Here is a 20214-nt window from a genome sequence, read left to right as displayed (position 1 = left end):
GCTAACCGGCGCCGGGAGGCGGCGGCAGGAAGTGGATGTTGAACTCGGCCGCCATCGCCACGACGTCCTCCGGCTTCTGCTCCTTCATGTTGTGAAGGCCCCAGAATAGGTCGAACAGCTTTTTGGTTGGTGAGACCCAGAACAGCACCTTTGCGGTCTGCTCCGATTTGTTGAAGATACCGTGCGGTACGCCCATGCCGAGCCGGATCAGATCGCCGGCGGTCGCCTGCGCCTCCGAATTGCCGAGCACGAAATCGAGCTTGCCCTCCAGCATGTAGAGATACTCATCCTGGTCGGGATGGATGTGCGGCGGCACGAACGTGCCCGGCGGCAAGGTCGCGTGCCAGGAGAAGCTGTGCTCGGTCTTGCTCTTCGGTAGGTAGGTCTGGCCAAGGATGTTCCAGGAAATGCCCTGGATCCCCTCATTGGCCCGGGTGATGCCGGTGATTTCGCTGCTCATTGAAGTCCTCCCTTGACGCGACGCGCGACCTTAGTTCGCCTTGCAGTCCTTGGCATAGCGGTCGCCGTAATTCTCGAAAACCTTCTGGACGATCTCGGTCTGGAACTTGCCGTCCGGACGCTTGGCGACCTTGGTCAGGTAGAAATCCTGGATCGGATAGCCGTTGGTATTGAACTTGAAGGCGCCGCGCAGCGAGGTGAAATCGGCCTTCTTCAGTGCGGCCCCGACAGCGTCCTTGTTCGAGAGGTCGCCCTTCACGCCCTTGATCGCGCTGTCGATCAGCATCGCGGCGTCATAGGCCTGGAAGGCGTAGGTGCCGGGCACGACGTTATAGGCGGCCTCATAGGCGGCGACGAACTTCTTGTTCTGGGGATTGTCGAGATTGGGTGCCCAGTTTGCGCCACCGAACATGCCGACCGCCGCGTCCTGCTGCGCCGGCAGGGTCGATTCATCCACCGTGAAGGCCGAGAGCACCGGGATGCTGTCGGCAAGGCCCGCCTGCCGGTACTGCTTGACGAGATTGACGCCGAGGCCGCCCGGCATGAAGGTGAAGAGCGCATCAGGCTTCTGCGAGGAAATCTTGGACAGCTCCGGCTGGAAGTCGAGCGTGTTGAGCGGCATGTAGGATTCCTCGACGATCTCGCCCTTGTAGTCGAGCTTGAAGCCGGCCACCGAATCCTTGCCGGCCTGATAGTTCGGCACCATCAGGTACATGCGCTTGTAGCCGCGATCCTGCGCGACCTTGCCGAGGATCTCGTGGACCTGGTCGTTCTGGTACGACGTGACATAGAAGAACGGGTTGCAGTCCTTGCCGGCAAAAGTCGACGGGCCCGCATTGGGGCTGATCAGGAACACTTTCGATTCCGTCACCGGTCGGTGGATCGCCTGGAGGATGTTGGAGAAGATCGGGCCGACCACGAAGTCGACCTTGTCGCGCTCCAGCAGGCCTTTGACCTTGGTCACCGCAGCATCCGGCTTGAGCTCGTCGTCAACCACGACGACCTCGACATCGCGGCCGCCCATCTTGCTGCCGAGATCCTTCACCGCGAGCGCGAAGCCGTCGCGAACCTGCTGGCCGAGCGCGGCGGCGGGTCCCGACAGCGTCACGATCACGCCCAGCTTGATCTTCTCCTGGGCGAGGGCCGGGTTCATTGTTGTGCCGAGCAACAAGGCGGCTGCGGTCAAGGTCAATTGCGTCTTCATGATCTGTCCCCTCGTGACGATCGGGCCTGCGCTGCAAGCCGCGTACTCCAATTCGAAGCTTATGCCGATGATGGCTGCCGCGGCAAGCAAGCTCAAGGCGTCGCCATCCCGCGAGGAAGCGCGCATGCAAGCCGCACGCCAATTATTTGAAGCCTAAAGAAATCGACGTGCGGTCGATTGCTGCAGCTTTGGACTTGCGGCCGGCGCCGATTTATTTGAAGCTCAAAACGTTAGGGAATCCGTGCCGGCGCTAATGCCGCCCGTGAGTGATTGCACCGAAATGCTCGATTCCGAGACCAAGGCCGTCGAGACGCCAGAGGACCATGCCGAAGAGCTTCGGCTGTGGTTGCGCCTGCTCACCTGCACGACCCTGATCGAAGGGGAAGTGCGCGGCCGGCTGCGGCAGCGCTTCGACGTCACGCTGCCCCGTTTCGACCTGATGGCGCAGCTCGACAAGGCGCCTGATGGCATGACGTTGTCCGACGTCTCCAAGCGCATGATGGTGTCCAACGGCAACGTCACCGGCCTGGTCGAGCGTCTCGTGGAATCCGGACATCTCGACCGGCGCACTTCGGAGACGGACCGTCGGGTCCAGGTGATCCGCCTCACAAAACTCGGTCGCGCCGAGTTCCGCAGGATGGCTGCGGAGCATGAGACCTGGATTGCCGATCTCTTCGTCGACCTGACACCGAAGGATGTGCGCGAGCTGATGCGCCTTCTCGCCAAGACCAAGGCGTCGGCGCAGAAATCGGCCGCGCGCCGCCGGCCCTAGGGCCGCGATCGGGCTGGTTCGTCAATCCCTCTTCGCCGCAAGAAAAAGCACGGGGCGCCTAAAATCCACTATTGCGCCAAATTATTTTAAGCCTAAAATGTTTTCCAGATAGTGCTGCCGGGTGCTTTCCATGCGCAAAGGAGCGTGCGATGGCCAACGCCGCCAAGGTTCAGGTGACGGGTGCGAGTAGCGGCGACGCTGCGACGGCCCATGTCGATACATTCGCACGGCAGCATTTGCCGCCGCGCGAGCTCTGGCCCGAGTTCGTCTTCACACGGCCGGAGCTGCACTATCCGCAGCGATTGAACTGCGTCAGCTATTTCCTCGATCGCTGGGTTGAAGAGGGGCACGGCGATGCCCCCTGCGTCATCAGTCCCGCCGTCAGCTACACTTACCGCGAGCTGCAAGCGCTCGTGAACCGCATCGCCAACGTGCTGGTCGGCAAGCTAGGCCTCGTATCCGGTGGACGTGTGCTGCTCCGATCGGCCAACAACCCGATGATGGTTGCGACCTATCTCGCGGTGATCAAGGCGGGCGGAATTTGCGTGGCGACGATGCCATTGCTGCGCGCCAAGGAGCTGTCCTATCCGATCCAGAAGGCGGAGATCACGCTCGCACTCTGCGACGGAAAACTCTCCGATGAGATGGACAAGGCGAAGCTGACTGCGCCCGGTCTGAAGCACGTCGTCTATTGGGGCAATGGTGCTGCCGACTCGCTCGAGGCTCTGATTGCGGATGCGAGTCCGGAGTTCAGGGCTATCGATACCGCCGCCGATGACATCTGCCTGATTGCCTTCACGTCGGGCACGACCGGCGATCCCAAGGGCACCATGCATTTCCACCGCGACATGCTGGCGGTGTGCGACGGCTATGCGCGTAACATCTTGCGGGCGGAGCAGAAGGATCGCTTCGTCGGCTCGGCGCCGCTCGCCTTCACTTTCGGCTTCGGTGGCGTGCTGTTTCCGATGCATATCGGCGCCTCCTTCGTGGTGCTGGAGAAGACGACGCCGGACGAGATTCTGACGGCGATCGAGCAGTACAAGACCACGGTTTGCTTCACCGCGCCGACCGCGTACCGCGCCATGATCGGCAAGCTTCCGGGCCGCGACATCTCCTCGCTGCGGAAATGCGTCTCCGCCGGCGAGACGTTGCCCAAGCCGACATTCGACGCCTGGCTCAAGGCGACCGGCATCAAGCTGATGGACGGCATCGGCTCGACCGAGATGCTGCACATCTTCATTAGCGCGACCGAGGACGAGATCCGTCCGGGTGCGACCGGCAAGCCGGTGCCGGGCTACGAAGCGAAGATCGTCGATGATTCCGGTGCCGACGTGCCGCCCGGCACGATGGGACGCCTTGCGGTGCGCGGACCGACCGGCTGCCGTTATCTCGCCGACGAGCGGCAGCGCAAATACGTCCAGGACGGCTGGAACGTCACCGGAGATACCTACCTGATGGATGCCGACGGGTATTTCTGGTACCAGTCGCGCTCCGACGACATGATCGTGTCGGCCGGCTACAACATTGCAGGCACGGACGTTGAGGCGGCGCTGCTGACCCATCCGTCCGTCGCCGAGTGCGGTGTCGTCGGTGCGCCGGACGAGGCGCGCGGGATGATCGTGAAGGCCTATGTCATCGCCGCGCCCGGCGTGACGCCGGATGCTCAGCTCGCGGCCGAACTGCAGGAGCATGTCAAACGCGAGATCGCGCCGTACAAATATCCGCGCGCGATCGAGTTCGTGACGCAGCTCCCGAAGACCGAGACCGGAAAGTTGAAGCGCTTTGCCTTGCGGCAACTGGCGCAGGCCGCAGCGACGTCCTCAGGCGTCGCGGCGGAATGAGAGAGGGATAGAAAATTGTCTGTGACGACGCCGAAAGGCCCGCAACTCGCGGTGCTGCCGACCGCAGCCGAAGGCGACACGAGTTCAACGGTGAAGGTGCTGCAGCCGTCCGGCTGGCCGGTGCCGAAAGGCTATGCCAACGGCATGGCCGCCGAGGGGCGGATCGTCGTCACCGGTGGTGTGATCGGCTGGGATGTCGAAGAGCGTCTGGCGGACGGCTTTGTCCCGCAGGTCCGTCAGACCCTAAGCAACATTGCCGCGATTCTGGCCGAAGCCGGCGCGCGGCCCGAACACCTCGTGCGCCTGACCTGGTACGTCGTCGACATGGACGAGTATCTGGCGAACCTGAAAGAGCTCGGTAAGGTCTACCGCGCCATCTTCGGTGCACATTATCCGGCGATGGCGCTGGTTCAGGTCGTCCGCCTGGTCGAGAAGGCGGCGCGGGTCGAGATCGAAGCCACCGCCGTCATTCCCAGCTAAGCCAAATCTGGCCTGCGGCTCGTCTCAGCTTGCCTTGTCTCAGCTTGCCTTGGCGAGATCATCGTCCTCGGGCGAGTTCAGATAGACGCCCGTCATGGTGTCGACCCAGCAGAGATGGTCGTGAACCTTCTTCACGCCTTCGACGTTCTCGGCCGCGACGACCGCGGCCTGCCGCGCGCGTTCTTCGGTGATGACGCCGCTGAGGTGAACGATACCGTCGCGAACGATGACGTTCAGCCCGAACGGACACCAGTCGTTCTTCTCCATGGTGTCGATGATGCGGCTGCGGATGTGATCGTCGTCGGCCGTCGGATCCGGCACCTCGCGGGCAAGCCCTGCCACCGCCTGGAGCAGGTTGGCGCGGGAGATGATCCCGACGAGCTTGTCGCCGCGGACCACCGGCAAGCGTTTCACGTTGTTGCGTTCCATGAGATCGACGATTTCCGCGAGCGCGGTATCCTCGGTGATGGTGACGGGCGAAGCGGTCATCACCTCCGCGACCTTGCGGCCGCGCTCCTGAACGAAGTCGCTGGCGGACTGGCCCGGCCCAAGGATGAATCGCAACCAGCGTCCCCGCTTGCGTCCGGTGCCGATTTCGCTGCGGCGGATGAAATCCCCCTCCGAGACGACGCCGACCAGCTTTCCGGTCTCGTCAACGACGGTGAGGCCGCTGACGTGCCGCTTCAGCATAATGTTCGCCGCCTCGACGATGCTGGTGTCGGGGGTAACCGAGATGACCGACCGGGTCATGATCTGGTGGGCGCGCATGGAGAACTCCGCTGGCTTTCGAGTTTCGATGCACGGAGCGTAGTCCGGTGGTCGCGGTGCGGCTTGACCCAGGTCAAGCCGCCAGACCCGTTTGCCCTGGTTGCGAATTCGTGATCCCCGACCTGGATTTGATGCAGCTCAACGCCCATTGGAGACGTCGCCATATTCTGCAGGCAGCGTAGAATGGAAGCCTGCAGGAACATTCAGCCATGAGCATCGTGAAGATATTTCCACGAGCCGATGAGTCGCGGGCTCTCTCCGCCAATCCTGTCGCCGAGGCCCCCGCGTCGATTCCCGAAAGGTCTTCGGGGAAGCCCGTCGGCCCCAGAGTCGAGCCTGAGCCGTATCCCGCTGACCGGGCGTTCCACGCGATGCTGGCCCGCTTCACGGGCGGAATTTCACCTGTGGCCCTGTCGCTCGCCTGGCTCGACTGGAGCTCGCATCTTGCGGCGGCGCCGCAGCGCCAGATGGATATTTCCCGCAACGTTCTTCGCGATACAGGCAGATTCCTGGAAGCAGCTACGCACGCGACGTCGCAAAAGCCGTGGTCCGTGATCGCGCCGCAGAAGCGTGATCGCCGCTTCAAAGAACCGCAATGGGAGGTCGCGCCGTTCAATCTGCTGGCGCAGGCATTCCTGCTGACGGAGCGCTGGTGGCACGATGCCACGACCGGCCTGCGCGGCGTGTCGCACGCCAATGAAGCCATCGTCGAATTCGCGGTACGCCAGATGCTCGACATGATGGCGCCGTCGAATTTCGCGGCCACCAATCCGGAAGTGCTGGAAAAGGCGTTCCAGAGTGGCGGAGAGAATTTTCTATTCGGCTGGCAGAACTGGTGCAGCGACCTGATGCGAATGCTTTCGGTTTCGAAGCCTGACGGGCAGTTCATCGTTGGCAAGAATGTCGCTGCCTCGCCCGGCAAGGTCGTCTACCGCAATGAGCTGATCGAGCTGATCCAGTACCATCCGACCATCGCGCAGGTGCGGCCCGAGCCGATCCTTATCGTCCCGGCCTGGATCATGAAGTACTACATCCTCGATCTGTCGCCGCAGAACTCCCTGGTCAAATATCTAACCGATCAAGGCTTCACCGTGTTCGCTATCTCCTGGCGCAATCCGGATGCGAAGGACCGGGACGTTGCCTTCGACGATTATCGCAAACACGGCGTGATGGCCGCATTGGACATGATCGGAAGCATCGTGCCCGGCCGGAAGATCCATGCGCTCGGCTATTGCCTGGGCGGCACGTTGCTATCGATCGCGGCGGCCGCCGTGGCGCGCGACGGCGATCATCGTCTCGGCACCATCACGCTCCTTGCCGCCCAGACCGATTTCACCGAGGCCGGCGAATTGACGCTCTTCATCAACGAAAGCCAGGTCGCCTTCCTCGAAGACATGATGTGGCAGCGCGGCTATCTCGACACCTCACAAATGGCTGGAGCGTTCGCGCTCCTGCGCTCCAACGATCTGATCTGGTCGCGGCTGTCGCGTGATTATTTGATGGGAGAGGCGGCGGCGCCGAACGACCTGATGGCCTGGAATGCCGACGCTACGCGGCTGCCCTATCGCATGCATTCGGAATACTTGCGCAAACTGTTCCTCGATAACGATCTGGCCGAGGGGCGTTATCGCGTTGAGGACAAGGCGGTCTCGCTCTCCGACATTCATGCGCCGATGTTCGTGGTCGGCACGCTCGCAGATCACGTCGCGCCGTGGCGGTCCGTCTACAAGATTCACTATCAGGCCGATGCCGACGTGACCTTCCTGTTGACCAGCGGCGGACACAATGCCGGCGTCGTCGCTCCGCCGGACGAGCCTGGGCACAGCTATCAGGTCATGACCAAGGCGGCGGATGGGCCCTATGTCGGCCCGGACGAATGGCTGAAGGCGGCACCGCATGTCGAGGGATCATGGTGGCCGGAATGGGCCGGATGGCTCGCGGCGCGCTCAGGCGTGCTCTGCGACCCGCCTCGGATCGGAAGCGATCTGCCCGACGCCCCGGGAGACTACGTCCACACCTAGTCCCCGGGCTCCGCATTCGGCGCGAGATTGGAGGAGCGGAACGGCTTCGCCTTGTCCAGCTTCCGATAGGCTTTCGAGGCGGTTCGGAGCAGCTTCGTTTCCCGCTTGCGGTCGAGGAAGCGAATGCCTGCCTCGGGGGCGGCGTCATTCAACGAGGCCGCCAGCGCTTGTCCGCGCGCATCGTCGTTCAACTGGCCGAGCGACTTTTGCGCCTTGCGCAATTGCTTGAGGACCGACTTCTGCTTCGTTAGGGATTCGTCGGCGAACAGGTCCTGGAGCGACTCGACCGAATAGGTCATCCGCTTGTTGAGAAGCCGCAGCTTGTGACGCTTTTCCACGTCGAGCTTGTGGAGCTTGCGCGCTTTCTTGAGCAGCGCCGTTTCCCATTCGGCGAGCTGCGCCGTCGCATGGTCGGCGAGCGAGCAGCGGCGCAGCCTGATAGCCTCCTTGCTGCGCCGGGTCGACCAGGGGCCGCTCTCGATCCAGCTTGAGGTCTGCTCGACCAAGCGGCGATACCGCGCAGATTGCAGCGCGCGCGCCAGCAGGCGATGGCTCTCGGCGCGCCTCTCGTCCCAATGCTGGAGCTCGGCTATCACGTCGAGCTCGCCGCCGCTCTCGGCGATGACCCGGTCGATGGCGACGTCGAGGTCGCGGACCATACCGAGCTGGCTGTTCAGCCATTTCAGCTCGGTCCAGACCTGCGAGCGTAACCCGTCATCGACCATGGGCGAAAAGAAGCGGATGGCGGTGCGCAAATGGGTCAATGCGATCCGGATCTGGTGCAGCGCCTCCGGATCGCCGTGGCAGGTGCCGTCGTGCTGCGCGAGGACGGCATCGAGATGGCGGCGGGCGATGATCCGGAATGCCGTATCGCAGGCCATGCCGGGGCTGAGGCGACCGGGCAGGGCATTACGCCGCGCCGCAGGCGGGCGTGCGGTCGCCGTCGAACTCTTGCTGGGTCGCGCCATGCTTGCCCGCGCCAATCAAATAGCCTTAACTGCCCTCTGCGATCGCGTCCCGGCAGCGCTGGAGCGTCTGCTCTTGTGTCCCGGATGCATCGATGCTCGCCCAACCAATATGGCCGATATTATAGTGCTCTTGCAGCGCGGCAACCTCTTGCGTGGCGTCGGATGCATCGCCGCGGCGGCCGCCGATTCGTGCCTGGCGGGTCGCCAGGTCGGCGACCAGGAATAATCCGTTGAGCGGCACGCCGCGCGCCTTGGCGAGCGCGGCCAGTTCGTCCCGTTCAGACTCGCGTGCGAAGACAGCGTCGACGATGGCGGAATGGCCTTGCGCCAGCACCTGCCGGGCGCGCTGGACCAGCATGTCGTAGACCTGCGCCGTAACTTCGGGCCGATACGTGGACGGTGGCAGCCGGTCGGTGTGCTCGACCCGAAACAGCTCCTTTCGGATGACGTCGCTGCGCAGCACGACAGCTCCCGGCTGCGGCGCGACGTGGGGCGCCAGCGCGCGGGCGAGGACGGATTTGCCGGTGCCCGACAGTCCACCGACCGCAATCAGGCGGGGAGCGGGAGGATGCATCAGCGCTAAGGCAAGATCGAAATAGCGGCGCGCCTCGCGAACAATCCCGGTTCGATCGGCCCCAGGCCGCGCCAGCACCACCTGGGCGCGGATCCCCGCGCGAATGGACATGAACAGCGGCAGCGCGGAGAGTGCGTCGAGATTTTCGGTCGGCGTCGCTTCGAGATATTGGTTCAGGACGATATTGGCAGCGACGCGTTGATCGTGCTGGAGCAGATCCATCAGCGTGAAGGCGAGATCGTAGAGCACGTCGACCGTTGCGATTTGCACATCGAACTCGATGGCGTCGAACAGGACCGGCTGCGCGTCGATCGCCACGATATTCGCAAGATGCAGGTCGCCGTGGCAGCGGCGTACGAAACCCTGATGGCCGCGCAGTTCGAGCAGCGGTCGCAAGCGCAGGAATGCCGCGTGCGAGGCTTCTCCGAGCTGCTCGATCTCTTCAGCCTCGAGTTGCTGGCCTTTTCGCAGGCCGTCACTGTTCTTATCGATCAGGCCGGGGATGGAGGAAACCCATGCCTTGCCGTCGGCGCGAGATGCTGTCGCATGCGAGGCCACGATGGCGTCAGCCGCGGCCGAGGCGAGGTTCGCATCCAGTGGCCCTGCCTTCGCCAGATGATCCAGCGTCCCGCTTTCGTCGAAGCGCGACATGTCGACCGCATACTCGACCGGCTTACCGCTTCCGTCGACCTTCAGCGATCCGTCTGCCTCTTCCGTGATCGCGACGACGCGATGATAGATCTGCGGGGCCAGCGGCCGGTTGATCCGGATCTCCTCCTCGCAAGCCGCCTTTCGCTTCGCCAGTGTCGAATAATCAAGGAACGGAAACCGCACGGCCCGCTTGATCTTCAGGGCGCGCGTCCCGTCGAGCAAGACCGTGGCGGCATGCGTGTCGATTCGCTTCACGTCCGGATGGCTGACGGAGTCGGTGAGCACCGCAAAGATCCGGTCCTGGGTTGCGGAATCGTCTGTCATCCGTGCTGGCACGTCCAGATGTGTCGGAGGCGGTGCGGCCGCCGACGAGGTTAACCCTTAGAATACGCGCGCGGCCAGTCCTTGACTTCGGTCAATGCCCGTCACGCACCCTGCGCAGCTTGCCCGAGGCTTGACGAGGATCAAGGGTCCCGGCGCAGGCCATCCTATTCTGGCGGCCAAGGAGAATCCCGATGCCCATCAAGGACGTCTTTCTGCCGCTTGTCGGCCAGCCCCGCGGGCCGGCTCTTGCCGCGATCGAGAAATGCGTGGCAGTGGCCGCCGATCTCGGCGCCAGGATCAGCGCGCTTGGACTCGAGGACGAGGTCTTCGTGCGTCCTCTGGTGATGCGCCCCGATGATGCGGGCTCCGTTGCGGCCGACGCCGCGGGGGATATGCAGCTTCTCCTGAACGCATTCACGAGCGCGGTCTCCCGCGCGAACATTCGGGGTCAAAGCCGGTCGGCCAAGCTGCCGGAAGACCAGACCGCATCGATGCTGGCCGAGCATGCGCGCTTCAGCGATCTCACGCTGCTCCCTGTGAAGCCGCATGACAGCCGCACCGAGCACATCGTCGAGACCCTCCTGTTCGAATCCGGGCGGCCTTTGCTGCTCTGTCCCGAAGAGCATGTGGACGTGCTGCGACCGGAGTTCGAGAATGTGATGATCGCCTGGGATCACTCCGCGCGTGCGGCGCGGGCGGTGGGCGACGCGATGCCGATCCTTCAGGCTGCGGCCACGGTCCGCGTGCTGACGGTGGCGGACGACAAGACCGATGCGATCGTGCAATCCGGGGCGGCTCTCGTCAGCCATCTGAGGGAACACGGCGTCTACGCCTCGTTCGAAACGGCGAAGGGTAGCGGCAGCTCGATCGGCAAGGTGCTGGGAAGCTGGGCGAACTCCAATGCCATCGACGCCATCGTGATGGGCGCCTACCATCATTCGCGCCTGAACGAGATTGTTTGGGGCGGTGTGACAAAGACCGTCATTGGCCAGCCGCCATGCTGGGTTATGATCTCGCACTAGACTTGTCGCACGTCTAGCGGCCTCATCTTCCAACCAACGGAACCGCCATCGACCGGGCGCATTTGTTGTCATGTCCACCTATCGCTTGAAGAATCTGCTGTCGCCGCATTCGGTCGCCCTCGTCGGGGCGAGCTCCCGCCCGGTCTCCGTGGGGCGCGCCGTTCTGGAGAACATTCGCAACGCCGGATTCCAGGGAAAGTTCGGTCTGGTCAATCCACGCCATGCCGAGGTCGGCGGCATCGCCGCGGTGAAGAACTTGGACAAGCTGGACTTCGTGCCCGAGCTCGTGGTCATCACCGCGCCGGCGGGGGAGGTTCCCGGCATCATTGATCAGGCTGGGCGTCGCGGCTCGGCGGGGGCGCTGATCGTTTCGGCCGGACTCGGTCACGGGCCGGGCTCGCTCCAGGAGGAAGCCGTCGCCGCGGCCCGCAAATACGGCATGCGGCTGATCGGGCCGAACTGCCTGGGCATCATGATGCCCGGTGTGAGCCTCAATGCCAGTTTTGCCGCGCATATGCCCAGCGCGGGAAATCTCGCTTTGATCTCGCAATCCGGCGCGATCGCTGCCGGCATGGTGGATTGGGCTGCGCAGCGCGGCGTGGGCTTCTCCGGCATCGTCACGATCGGCGACCAGATCGACGTCGATATTGCCGACCTGCTCGATTATTTCGCGATGGACCACAAGACCCACGCGATCCTGCTCTATATCGAGGCCATCAAGGACGCTCGCAAATTCATGTCGGCGGCGCGTGCCGCGGCGCGCGTCAAACCGGTCGTCGTGGTGAAATCCGGCCGCATGGCGCAAGGCGCGAAAGCGGCGGCGACCCATACCGGCGCACTCGCGGGCGCCGACGCCGTTTATGACGCGGCGTTCCGCCGCGCTGGCGTCTTGCGGGTTTCGGATCTGCGCGAGCTGTTCGACTGCGCAGAGACGCTCGGCCGTGTCGAATCGCCGGCCGGGAAGCGCCTCGCCATCCTCACCAATGGCGGCGGTATCGGTGTTCTCGCCATCGATCGACTGGTCGAGCTTGGCGGAGTTCCGGCGTCGATCTCGGCGGATGCGCGCAAGAAGCTCGATGCTGTGCTGCCGCCGACCTGGTCGGGTGCAAATCCGGTCGATATCGTCGGTGACGCCGATGCAGCACGCTATGCCGCAGCATTGCAGGTACTGCTCGACGACCCCGACAACGATGCAGTCCTCGTGCTCAACGTGCAGACCGCAATCGCCTCGGCCACCGATATCGCCGCAACCGTGACGGAGCTGGTCGGAAAATATCGCAAGCAGCACGGCCGATGGGCAAAGCCCGTGCTGGCCGCCTGGGTCGGGGCCAATCATGACATCATTCAGGCGCTCTCCGAGGCGAGCGTTCCGAATTATCCGACCGAGGATGATGCGGTGCGTGGCTTCATGCATCTGGTCCGGCACCGCGAAGTGGTCGAGGAGTTGAGCCAGGTTCCTCCCGCGATGCCCGACACGTTCGTGCCCGACGCCCGTGCGGCCAAGCAGATCGTCGCTGCAGCCATCGCCGACGGCCGCAAATGGCTCGAGCCCGTTGAGATCAAGCACCTGCTCGAAGCCTATGACATCGCGATGGTGCCGACCTATGCGGCAACAGACGTCGAGCAGGCCGTTGCTTACGCGGGAGAGATCTTTGCACGAGGTGGAACCGTCGTCCTGAAGATCATGTCGCGCGACATCGTGCACAAATCCGACGTCGGCGGCGTCGTGCTCAACCTCACGACGCCGGAAGCGGTGCGTGCCGCCGCCACCGACATTCTCGCCAGGGCGAGGAAGCTGCGCCCCGAAGCCCGCCTCGAGGGCGTCATCGTGCAGGCGATGGTGGTCAAGGCGAAGGCGCGCGAGTTGATCCTCGGTCTTGCCGACGATCCGACCTTCGGCACAGTCGTTGTTTTCGGCCGCGGCGGGACCGCGGTCGAGATCATCAACGACAAGGCTCTCGCGCTGCCGCCACTGGACCTGCAACTCGCCCGGGACCTGATCGAGCGCACGCGCGTGTCACGGCTGCTTCGCGCTTACCGGGACGTTCCGGCGGTGAAGCCCGACGCCGTCGCCATGGTGCTGGTCAAGCTGGCACAGATGGCGGCCGACATTCCCGAGATCCGCGAATTCGATATCAACCCGCTGCTCGCGGACGAAACCGGCGTGACCGCCGTCGATGCCCGGGTCGCGGTGGGGCCGCCGCAGCGGAAATTCGCCGGCTCCGGCCCGGCCAATTTTGCCGTTCGCGCCTATCCCTCTCAATGGGAGCGGCGCCTCAAGCTCAAGGACGACTGGCGCATCCTGGTGCGGCCCCTGCGCCCCGAGGACGAGCCCACCATCCACGAATTCCTGCGTCACGTGACGCCTCACGATCTTCGTCTGCGCTTCTTTGCACCGATGAAGGAGTTCACCCACGAATTCATCGCGCGCCTGACCCAGCTCGACTATGCGCGGGCAATGGCCTTCATCGCATTCGAACAGGCGACCGGCGAGATGGTCGGCGTCGTCAGGCTCCATTCGGACTCGATCTACGAGAGCGGCGAATATGCAATCCTGCTGCGCTCCGATCTCAAGGGCAGGGGGCTTGGATGGGCCCTGATGCAGTTGATCATCGACTATGCGAGATCGGAAGGCCTGAAGGTCATATCGGGCGACGTGCTGAAGGAGAACACCGCGATGCTCGATATGTGCAGGCAGCTCGGTTTCGAGGTCAAGCCGGACCCGAGCGAGCCTGACATCTGCGACGTCAGGCTCAAGCTCTGACCGTGCCGGCTAGGAGCGCGCCTCGGCCGACGTTGCCGCGGCGCTCTCCTTGGCTGACTTCCGCAGGCTCTTCACGACGATTGCGATCAGCGGCACTAGCACCGGTACGACCGTGCTCAGCGGATGATGCACCGCGCCCGACACCTGGGCCTGAAGTGCACGTGCCTCGATCTGCAGGGCCTCGATGGATGCGCCGTGAATTTCATTGGCGAGCTCGATGTCGCGACCGGACGGCGGGCGACCGGCAATGACGAAGAGAACAGCCGCGATGGCAAAATTGACGGCGCCGAGGATGGCGGCGGCCGCAATGGCACTCCAGATCTGCACCAGGGCGAAATAGGCCGACAGCTCCAGCATCAGGAGCCCGAATGCGGCGATCAGCGCGGCGAAGGCGCGCAGGCCGAAGCCAGTCAACAGATGGCGCAGTCTGATCTCAGCGATGATCCTGTCGGTACGCCACAGTGCGCGCAGATGTTTGACGACATTCTCCGTATTCACCTAGTGTCTCCTCAGCATGAAGCCGACGACCACGCCGAGCGCAAAGGCCGAGGCGAGCGAGGTGATCGGACGATCTGCGACGAGGCCCTCGAGCTGCTCCTGCTCCTCGCTGACGGTTTCGCCGAGCTCGGCCAGTGCTGCCTTGATCTGGTCGGCAAGCGCCTCGGCCCGGTCCTTCGAGCTCTCGAACATCTCCTCACCGGCCGTGTTCAGCAGGCGCGTGACGTCGACCTTCAACGTTCGTAGTTCTTCGCTCATTGTGTCGCTGTTGAACATGGATCTGATGCCTCCATTGAATGAATCGAACCTAGGGCCCGCCGGGGCGGCCGCGCTTGATTTGCGTCAAGGGACGGCGCGAGGGCCTCGGCGTTGAGACAGGTCAAACCGGCCGCCACATGCTGGCCTAGAAGTGGCGGCTGAATGGGACCAATTGTCCCGATGAGGTGGAAGCGTGAACTCCGAACCGCTGTTGCTGGCAACGCCCTCTGGCGATGCGCTGAAATTGCGCCCGGAAGGGCCCTGGACCGCAGCGAACGTGACGATGCTTGAAACGCTGTCCCGATCGGTCGGGGCGGATGTCGACAGATCCAGAGCGGTGACGCTCGATATGTCGGGCGTCAGCGCGCTCGACACGCTCGGCGCCTGGGTCCTGGAAAAGCTGTCGCGCAGGGCGGCGTCATCAGGCAGATCGGCCGAATTCATCGGTGTGGCCGACCATTTCACTGGCCTGATGGACGAGGTTCGCCAGGTCAACCGCCACACGCCGCAGCCTGCGGCTGCGCCAAATCCGGTGCTGCTCAGGCTCGGCGATCTCGGCAAGTCCACGGTCGGTGCGCGCGAAGACATCACGATTTTTCTGCAAATGCTCGGCGCATTGTTCATGGCCGTGGTCGGCGTGCTGCGCCGGCCGCGCTCGTTGCGGCTGACATCGCTGGTCTACCAACTCTACCGCATCGGCTGGCAGGCGATCCCGATCGTCGTGCTGATCACCTTCCTGATCGGCGCCATCATCGCCCAACAGGGCTTCTTTCACTTCCGCCGGTTCGGGGCGGAATCCTACACCGTGGACATGGTCGGCATTTTGGTCCTGCGCGAGCTTGGCGTGCTGATCGTCGCCATTATGGTCGCGGGGCGTTCGGGCAGTGCCTACACCGCCGAGCTCGGTTCGATGAAGATGCGCGAGGAGATCGATGCGCTCTCGACCATGGGCCTCGATCCCGTCCACGTCCTGATCCTGCCGCGCGTTGCGGCTCTGGTCATCGCATTGCCGATCCTGGCCTTCATCGGATCGGTCGCCGCGCTCTATGGCGGCGGTCTGGTCGCGCAATTCTACGGCGACATGGGGCCGGCGATCTACATCGCGCGGCTGCATGAGGCCATCTCCGTCACCCATTTCGAGGTGGGCATCCTGAAGGCGCCGTTCATGGCGCTGGTGATCGGGATCGTCGCCTGCAGCGAGGGCTTGCGCGTGAAGGGCAGCGCCGAGTCGCTCGGACGGCAGACCACGACGTCGGTGGTGAAATCGATCTTCCTGGTGATCGTGCTCGACGGCCTGTTCGCGATCTTCTTCGCCTCGATTGGAATGTGACGATGGAGGCGACGCAAGAGGAGTTCGCGATCCGCGTCCGTGATCTCGTGGTCGGCTTTGGTCGCCAGACCGTGCTCAATAAACTGTCGCTCGACGTCCGTCGCGGTGAGATCCTCGGGCTCGTCGGTGCGTCCGGTGGCGGCAAATCGGTCTTGATGCGCACCATCATCGGCCTTATCCCGCGCCAGGCCGGCACCATCGAAGTGATGGGCCAGCCCATCGATGGTCGCAAGGAAGGCGCGGCCACGACATGGGGCATCCTGTTCCAGCAGGGCGCGCTGTTCTCCTCGCTGACGGTCCGGCAGAACGTCCAGTTTCCGCTGCGCGAAAATCTCGTGCTGTCGCAGGAACTGATGGACGAGATCGCGATCGCCAAGCTCGAGATGGTCGGGCTGCGGGCGCAGGATGCCGACAAATATCCGTCAGAGCTCTCCGGCGGCATGACCAAGCGTGTGGCGCTGGCGCGCGCGCTCGCGCTCGATCCGCCGATCCTGTTCCTGGACGAGCCGACCTCCGGCCTCGACCCGATCGCCGCTGGCGATTTCGACGCCCTAATCGGGACGCTGCAAAAGACCCTGGGGCTCACCGTGTTCATGGTGACCCACGATCTGGCGAGCCTCACCACGGTCTGCGACCGCGTCGCTGCGCTCGCCGACGGCAGGATCGTCGCAATCGGCCCGATGCGCGAACTGCTGCAATCCGTGCATCCCTGGGTGCGCGCTTATTTCCACGGCAAGCGCTCGCAGATGCTGCAACACGAAATGAGATAAGACATGGAAACCCGCGCTCCCTACGTGCTGATCGGCAGCTTTGTGCTGGCCGCGATTGTCGCGGTGTTCGGCTTTGTCTATTGGCTGAACAACACCGGCGGCATCGGGCCGCGCACGAATTACCGTGTGCAATTCCAGGGACCCGTGCCGGGCTTGCTGGTTGGCGCCGGCGTGCTGTTCAACGGCATCCGGGTCGGTGAGGTCACGCAGCTTGGTCTTGCGCCGGACAATCCGCGCTTCGTCAATGCGACGATCTCGGTTGCCGCCACGACGCCGGTGCGCACCGACACCAAGGTCGGGCTCGATTTCCAGGGGCTGACTGGCGTGCCCGTGGTGACGCTGGAGGGCGGCATGATCGTCGCCAAATCCGGAGAGCCGCTGACCTTGATCGCCGAGGCCGGTGCAGGCCAGAGCATGACGCAGGCGGCGCGCGATGCGCTGCGGCGGGTCGACAGCGTGCTGGAGGACAATTCCGGTCCGCTGAAGGACACCATGGCGAATCTGAAGACGTTCTCCGACGGGCTGGCGCGCAACACCGGCAAGATCGATGGCATTTTGGCGGGCCTCGAGAAGATGACCGGGGGCGGTACGCCCGCGCAGAAAATCACCTATGACCTGCGCACGCCTCAGAACCTCGGGCCGGCCGGCAGGACGCTCTCGGCGTCATTGGCGATTCCCGAGCCGACTGCGGTTGCGATGCTCCAGACCCAGCGCATGCTGTTTTCGCCCGTTGGCGATGATCCGGGTTTCGCCGAATTCCTCTGGGCCGACAGCATTCCCAAGCTAGTGCAGGCACGCCTGATCGACAGTTTTGAGAATTACGACATCGCCCATGCACCCTTGCGCACGAGCGATCTCGGCCAGGCGGACTACCAGCTCCTGATCGACATCAGGCGCTTCCGGATCGCCACCGAGGGCGAGACGCGGGTCGAGATCGGTCTGTCGGCGCGGATCGTCGACAAGAACGGCAAGGTGGTTGCGTCCCGCCTCGTCGAGACCAGCGAGAAGCTCGACAAGGTCGAACCGGCCGCCGCGGTCGCGGCGTTCGACGCGGCCTTCGCTCGCATCGCCAAGGAGCTGATCGGCTGGACGGTGCAGGCGGTCTGAGGCCCGCTATTCCAGCGTCTTCAGGTAGGACAGCAGGTCGTGGATCTGGCTCGGGGTGAGCTCGAAGGCGGGCATGTCGGGATGGCCGGTCGAGATACCTTCGGCCAGCGCCTCCTGCAGGGCCTCGATCGGATAACGCTGGTGCAGCGTGCGCAGCGGTGGCGCGATCCCGAGCGGGCTCTTCGAGACCCGATCGATTGCATGGCACCGGGCGCAATTGGCCCGCGCAAAGGCCTTGCCGCGCTGTTCGGCGGTCGGGGCCGCCAGCGCAGGCGTGATCAGGAGCAGCCCAATCAGGCCGTGGCGCAGCGCGGTTTGCAGCATGGAAGGCGATCCCCTCGAACTCTGGAATGAGAATAAGGCGGGGATGTCCGCCAAAATTGATCTGGGTCAATTGGGTTTGGCGCAGTGCAGTAAAATGCAGCCAGCGCGGTGGACCAAGCCCGATGCGGGGCAGCCGGCGCTTGGAGCGGTGGATGAAGGCTTCCGTGGTGACGATCGAGCCGAGCGGGCATTTCTGTAGCGATTGTGCGGTCCGCGACTTCGCGGTGTGTGCGTCGCTGGACTCGGCCGAACTCAGGGAATTCGAGCATCTGGGCCGCCGAGTCCATTTCGACGGGGGCGAGACCGTGTTCTCCGAGGAGGACATCACGACCTCGTTCTACAACCTCCTCGAAGGCGTCATGCGGCTCTACAAGCTGCTGCCCGATGGACGGCGGCAGATCGTCGGCTTCGCATTGCCGGGTGATTTCCTGGGGATGAATATTTCCGGCCGCCACAATTTCTCAGCCGATGCGATCGGCAGCGTCACCGTGTGCCAGTTCGCAAAGGCGCCCTTCGGCCGTTTCATCGAGGACCGGCCGCATCTGCTCAGGCGAATCAACGAGCTGGCGATTCGCGAGTTGAGCCAGGCGCGTGACCACATGGTCCTGCTCGGCCGCCGCTCGGCGGACGAGAAGGTCGCGACCTTCCTGCTGGGCTGGCGCGAGCGGCTGGTCTCGCTCAAGGGCTCATCGGATACGGTTCCGCTGCCGATGAGCCGCCAGGACATCGCCGACTATCTTGGCCTCACCATCGAAACCGTCAGCCGCACCTTCACCAAGCTGGAGCGCCACGCGGTGATCGAGATCATTCATGGCGGCGTCAGCCTGCTCGATCCGGCGAAGGTCGAGGCTTTGGCCGCGGCCTGAAGCCTGGTCCTGCCCCTCCCATTTTTGATCCCGATCAATGACGTTGGCCGTGCGCCGCCAATAATCCCCCAAACAAATCGGGGAGGGCATCATGCCGACTGACGCACTGCTGGTGGCTGTTATCGTCGTGGCGATCTTTGTCGCATTCGCCGGGGCGCTGGCGTGGGCGGACCGGCAGACCAGCAGGCCCCTCGATTCGGACGCCAGGCGCCGAAGCTCCTGAGATCACAATCGCGTTTTCCAGCGTCTGAGGTGGAGGCTTTCGTGCCTGTTCGGCAGCGCCTCAACGCAATGCGACGTGCATACGTGCAACTCTGCATCGACCGGGGCGCCATGGTTCATCCTTCGGATGCTGCCTTCGCGTCCCGCCGCGGCATTTTCGCCGTATTTGGCTCAAATCGTGCACATGCTTTCCGGTTGAAAAGCCTGATAACGTTGACTACGCAGGAACTCCAGTGCCTCGCAGTCTTAGGAGCCCCGCGGCGTGCCTCAGGACAAGACCGGCGACCCCCGACAATCGGCGGGCAATAAATTATCGGTCCTGCGCAAGCACCCGATCTTCGCGGATCTGGAGCCGGAGGCGCTCGACCAGCTTTGCCGCTATGCCAAGCACACCACGGTGAAGCGTGGTGCGACGATCGCCGCCAAGGGTGATCCCGGCAACAATCTGTTCGCGGTCATCGCGGGGACAGTCAAGATTTCCTCTTCGTCGCCGGATGGCCGGAATGCCATTCTCAATCTGATCGGTCCCGGAGAAATCTTTGGCGAGATCGCGGTTCTCGACGGTGCGCCGCGTTCGGCGGATGCGACCGCCAACACCAATTGCGAGCTCTACATCATCGACCGCCGGGACTTCCTTCCGTTCGTGAAGAGTCAGCCGGCCCTGGCGATGAAATTCATCGAGCTGCTCTGCGCGCGCCTGCGCTGGACCAGCCAGCAGGTCGAGCAGGTGATCCTGCAGAATCTGCCGGGCCGGCTCGCAAGCGCGCTGCTCGGGCTGACCGAAGAGCGCAAGCTCGACTCCGGTAGCGGCATGCTCGCCATCACGCAGCAGGAGATCAGCGAGATGGTGGGGATGACGCGCGAGAGCATCAACAAGCAATTGCGCGCCTGGGCCGGGCGCAACTGGGTTCGGCTCGAGCATGGCGCCATCGTCGTGCTCGATATCGACGCGCTGCGCGAGCTCGCCGAGAGTGGTCTCGACGGCGAGTGA

General features: G+C 63.8%; 19 protein-coding genes. 11 read left to right on the top strand and 8 right to left on the bottom strand.

The window, feature by feature from the left end; translation table 11 throughout:
• Nucleotide 1: 1 nt before the first annotated feature.
• Together RAD16_RS11365 and RAD16_RS11360 are read right to left on the bottom strand one after the other, a co-directional pair.
• A complete protein-coding gene (locus RAD16_RS11365; RefSeq protein WP_458157959.1) occupies nt 2-460 on the bottom strand; it encodes a cupin domain-containing protein in 459 nt (152 codons plus the stop codon).
• Nucleotides 461-490: 30 nt separating this feature from the next.
• A complete protein-coding gene (locus RAD16_RS11360) occupies nt 491-1663 on the bottom strand; it encodes an ABC transporter substrate-binding protein (RefSeq protein WP_458157958.1) in 1173 nt (390 codons plus the stop codon).
• Between the two features lie 253 nt (nt 1664-1916).
• Here RAD16_RS11360 and RAD16_RS11355 point away from each other — a divergent pair, with 253 nt between their 5' ends.
• The 3 genes from RAD16_RS11355 (at nt 1917) to RAD16_RS11345 (ending at nt 4756) form a co-directional block, all read left to right on the top strand.
• On the top strand, nt 1917-2435 hold the full coding sequence (locus RAD16_RS11355) for a MarR family winged helix-turn-helix transcriptional regulator (RefSeq protein ID WP_458157957.1): 519 nt from the start codon (nt 1917-1919) through the stop codon (nt 2433-2435).
• Between the two features lie 149 nt (nt 2436-2584).
• A complete protein-coding gene (locus RAD16_RS11350; RefSeq protein ID WP_458157956.1) occupies nt 2585-4276 on the top strand; it encodes a benzoate-CoA ligase family protein in 1692 nt (563 codons plus the stop codon).
• Nucleotides 4277-4297: 21 nt separating this feature from the next.
• A complete protein-coding gene (locus RAD16_RS11345) occupies nt 4298-4756 on the top strand; it encodes a RidA family protein (RefSeq protein WP_458158186.1) in 459 nt (152 codons plus the stop codon).
• A 39-nt stretch (nt 4757-4795) separates the two neighbouring features.
• On the opposite strand, the gene RAD16_RS11340 is transcribed toward RAD16_RS11345, so the two are convergent.
• Nucleotides 4796-5524, bottom strand: coding sequence for a CBS domain-containing protein (locus tag RAD16_RS11340; protein ID WP_458157955.1), 729 nt, complete (start codon nt 5522-5524; stop codon nt 4796-4798).
• 209 nt (nt 5525-5733) lie between these two features.
• Between RAD16_RS11340 and RAD16_RS11335 the strand changes: the two genes are divergently transcribed.
• Complete coding sequence (locus tag RAD16_RS11335; protein WP_458157954.1) at nt 5734-7545, top strand: PHA/PHB synthase family protein; 1812 nt, start codon at nt 5734-5736, stop codon at nt 7543-7545.
• Here the strand turns inward: RAD16_RS11335 and RAD16_RS11330 are convergent.
• Together RAD16_RS11330 and RAD16_RS11325 are read right to left on the bottom strand one after the other, a co-directional pair.
• The gene (locus RAD16_RS11330; protein WP_458157953.1) at nt 7542-8513 is read right to left on the bottom strand and encodes a CHAD domain-containing protein; all 972 of its coding nucleotides are present in this window, start codon (nt 8511-8513) and stop codon (nt 7542-7544) included. The two genes, RAD16_RS11335 and RAD16_RS11330, sit on opposite strands and share 4 nt — an antisense overlap.
• A 25-nt stretch (nt 8514-8538) precedes the next feature.
• On the bottom strand, nt 8539-10062 hold the full coding sequence (locus tag RAD16_RS11325; RefSeq protein WP_458157952.1) for a bifunctional aminoglycoside phosphotransferase/ATP-binding protein: 1524 nt from the start codon (nt 10060-10062) through the stop codon (nt 8539-8541).
• A gap of 191 nt (nt 10063-10253) precedes the next feature.
• On the opposite strand from RAD16_RS11325, the gene RAD16_RS11320 reads away from it, so the two are divergent.
• Together RAD16_RS11320 and RAD16_RS11315 are read left to right on the top strand one after the other, a co-directional pair.
• Nucleotides 10254-11084: a universal stress protein gene (locus tag RAD16_RS11320; protein ID WP_458157951.1), complete on the top strand. Its 831-nt coding sequence runs from the start codon at nt 10254-10256 to the stop codon at nt 11082-11084.
• A 70-nt stretch (nt 11085-11154) separates the two neighbouring features.
• A complete protein-coding gene (locus RAD16_RS11315) occupies nt 11155-13848 on the top strand; it encodes a bifunctional acetate--CoA ligase family protein/GNAT family N-acetyltransferase (RefSeq protein WP_458157950.1) in 2694 nt (897 codons plus the stop codon).
• A 9-nt stretch (nt 13849-13857) separates the two neighbouring features.
• Here RAD16_RS11315 and RAD16_RS11310 read toward each other — a convergent pair whose 3' ends face one another.
• Nucleotides 13858-14346: a phage holin family protein gene (locus RAD16_RS11310; protein WP_458157949.1), complete on the bottom strand. Its 489-nt coding sequence runs from the start codon at nt 14344-14346 to the stop codon at nt 13858-13860.
• The gene (locus RAD16_RS11305; protein ID WP_458157948.1) at nt 14347-14622 is read right to left on the bottom strand and encodes a hypothetical protein; all 276 of its coding nucleotides are present in this window, start codon (nt 14620-14622) and stop codon (nt 14347-14349) included.
• Between the two features lie 175 nt (nt 14623-14797).
• On the opposite strand from RAD16_RS11305, the gene RAD16_RS11300 reads away from it, so the two are divergent.
• From RAD16_RS11300 to RAD16_RS11290, 3 genes are read left to right on the top strand one after another with little or no spacing between them, the layout of a single operon-like run.
• A complete protein-coding gene (locus tag RAD16_RS11300; protein WP_458157947.1) occupies nt 14798-15934 on the top strand; it encodes an ABC transporter permease in 1137 nt (378 codons plus the stop codon).
• Nucleotides 15935-15936: 2 nt separating this feature from the next.
• Complete coding sequence (locus RAD16_RS11295; protein WP_458157946.1) at nt 15937-16704, top strand: ABC transporter ATP-binding protein; 768 nt, start codon at nt 15937-15939, stop codon at nt 16702-16704.
• A gap of 3 nt (nt 16705-16707) precedes the next feature.
• The gene (locus RAD16_RS11290; protein WP_458157945.1) at nt 16708-17811 is read left to right on the top strand and encodes an ABC-type transport auxiliary lipoprotein family protein; all 1104 of its coding nucleotides are present in this window, start codon (nt 16708-16710) and stop codon (nt 17809-17811) included.
• Between the two features lie 6 nt (nt 17812-17817).
• Here RAD16_RS11290 and RAD16_RS11285 read toward each other — a convergent pair whose 3' ends face one another.
• On the bottom strand, nt 17818-18135 hold the full coding sequence (locus RAD16_RS11285; protein ID WP_458157944.1) for a c-type cytochrome: 318 nt from the start codon (nt 18133-18135) through the stop codon (nt 17818-17820).
• 152 nt (nt 18136-18287) lie between these two features.
• Between RAD16_RS11285 and RAD16_RS11280 the strand changes: the two genes are divergently transcribed.
• Both RAD16_RS11280 and RAD16_RS11275 read left to right on the top strand, forming a co-directional pair.
• A complete protein-coding gene (locus RAD16_RS11280; RefSeq protein WP_458157943.1) occupies nt 18288-19001 on the top strand; it encodes a helix-turn-helix domain-containing protein in 714 nt (237 codons plus the stop codon).
• A gap of 484 nt (nt 19002-19485) precedes the next feature.
• A complete protein-coding gene (locus tag RAD16_RS11275; protein WP_458157942.1) occupies nt 19486-20214 on the top strand; it encodes a Crp/Fnr family transcriptional regulator in 729 nt (242 codons plus the stop codon).

Source organism: Bradyrhizobium sp. 18BD (assembly GCF_054185225.1).
Note: the sequence above shows the minus strand (reverse complement) of the source record. Positions and strands in the feature narration are given on the sequence as shown.

Excerpts from the sequence above, each read along its gene's own strand:
- RAD16_RS11365 (WP_458157959.1), bottom strand. The coding sequence starts at position 460 with ATGAGCAGCGAAATCACCGGCATCACCCGGGCCAATGAGGGGATCCAG.
- RAD16_RS11360 (WP_458157958.1), bottom strand. The coding sequence starts at position 1,663 with ATGAAGACGCAATTGACCTTGACCGCAGCCGCCTTGTTGCTCGGCACA.
- RAD16_RS11355 (WP_458157957.1), top strand. The coding sequence starts at position 1,917 with ATGCCGCCCGTGAGTGATTGCACCGAAATGCTCGATTCCGAGACCAAG.
- RAD16_RS11350 (WP_458157956.1), top strand. The coding sequence starts at position 2,585 with ATGGCCAACGCCGCCAAGGTTCAGGTGACGGGTGCGAGTAGCGGCGAC.
- RAD16_RS11340 (WP_458157955.1), bottom strand. The coding sequence starts at position 5,524 with ATGCGCGCCCACCAGATCATGACCCGGTCGGTCATCTCGGTTACCCCC.
- RAD16_RS11335 (WP_458157954.1), top strand. The coding sequence starts at position 5,734 with ATGAGCATCGTGAAGATATTTCCACGAGCCGATGAGTCGCGGGCTCTC.
- RAD16_RS11330 (WP_458157953.1), bottom strand. The coding sequence starts at position 8,513 with ATGGCGCGACCCAGCAAGAGTTCGACGGCGACCGCACGCCCGCCTGCG.
- RAD16_RS11325 (WP_458157952.1), bottom strand. The coding sequence starts at position 10,062 with ATGACAGACGATTCCGCAACCCAGGACCGGATCTTTGCGGTGCTCACC.
- RAD16_RS11320 (WP_458157951.1), top strand. The coding sequence starts at position 10,254 with ATGCCCATCAAGGACGTCTTTCTGCCGCTTGTCGGCCAGCCCCGCGGG.
- RAD16_RS11315 (WP_458157950.1), top strand. The coding sequence starts at position 11,155 with ATGTCCACCTATCGCTTGAAGAATCTGCTGTCGCCGCATTCGGTCGCC.
- RAD16_RS11305 (WP_458157948.1), bottom strand. The coding sequence starts at position 14,622 with ATGTTCAACAGCGACACAATGAGCGAAGAACTACGAACGTTGAAGGTC.
- RAD16_RS11295 (WP_458157946.1), top strand. The coding sequence starts at position 15,937 with ATGGAGGCGACGCAAGAGGAGTTCGCGATCCGCGTCCGTGATCTCGTG.
- RAD16_RS11290 (WP_458157945.1), top strand. The coding sequence starts at position 16,708 with ATGGAAACCCGCGCTCCCTACGTGCTGATCGGCAGCTTTGTGCTGGCC.
- RAD16_RS11285 (WP_458157944.1), bottom strand. The coding sequence starts at position 18,135 with ATGCTGCAAACCGCGCTGCGCCACGGCCTGATTGGGCTGCTCCTGATC.
- RAD16_RS11280 (WP_458157943.1), top strand. The coding sequence starts at position 18,288 with ATGAAGGCTTCCGTGGTGACGATCGAGCCGAGCGGGCATTTCTGTAGC.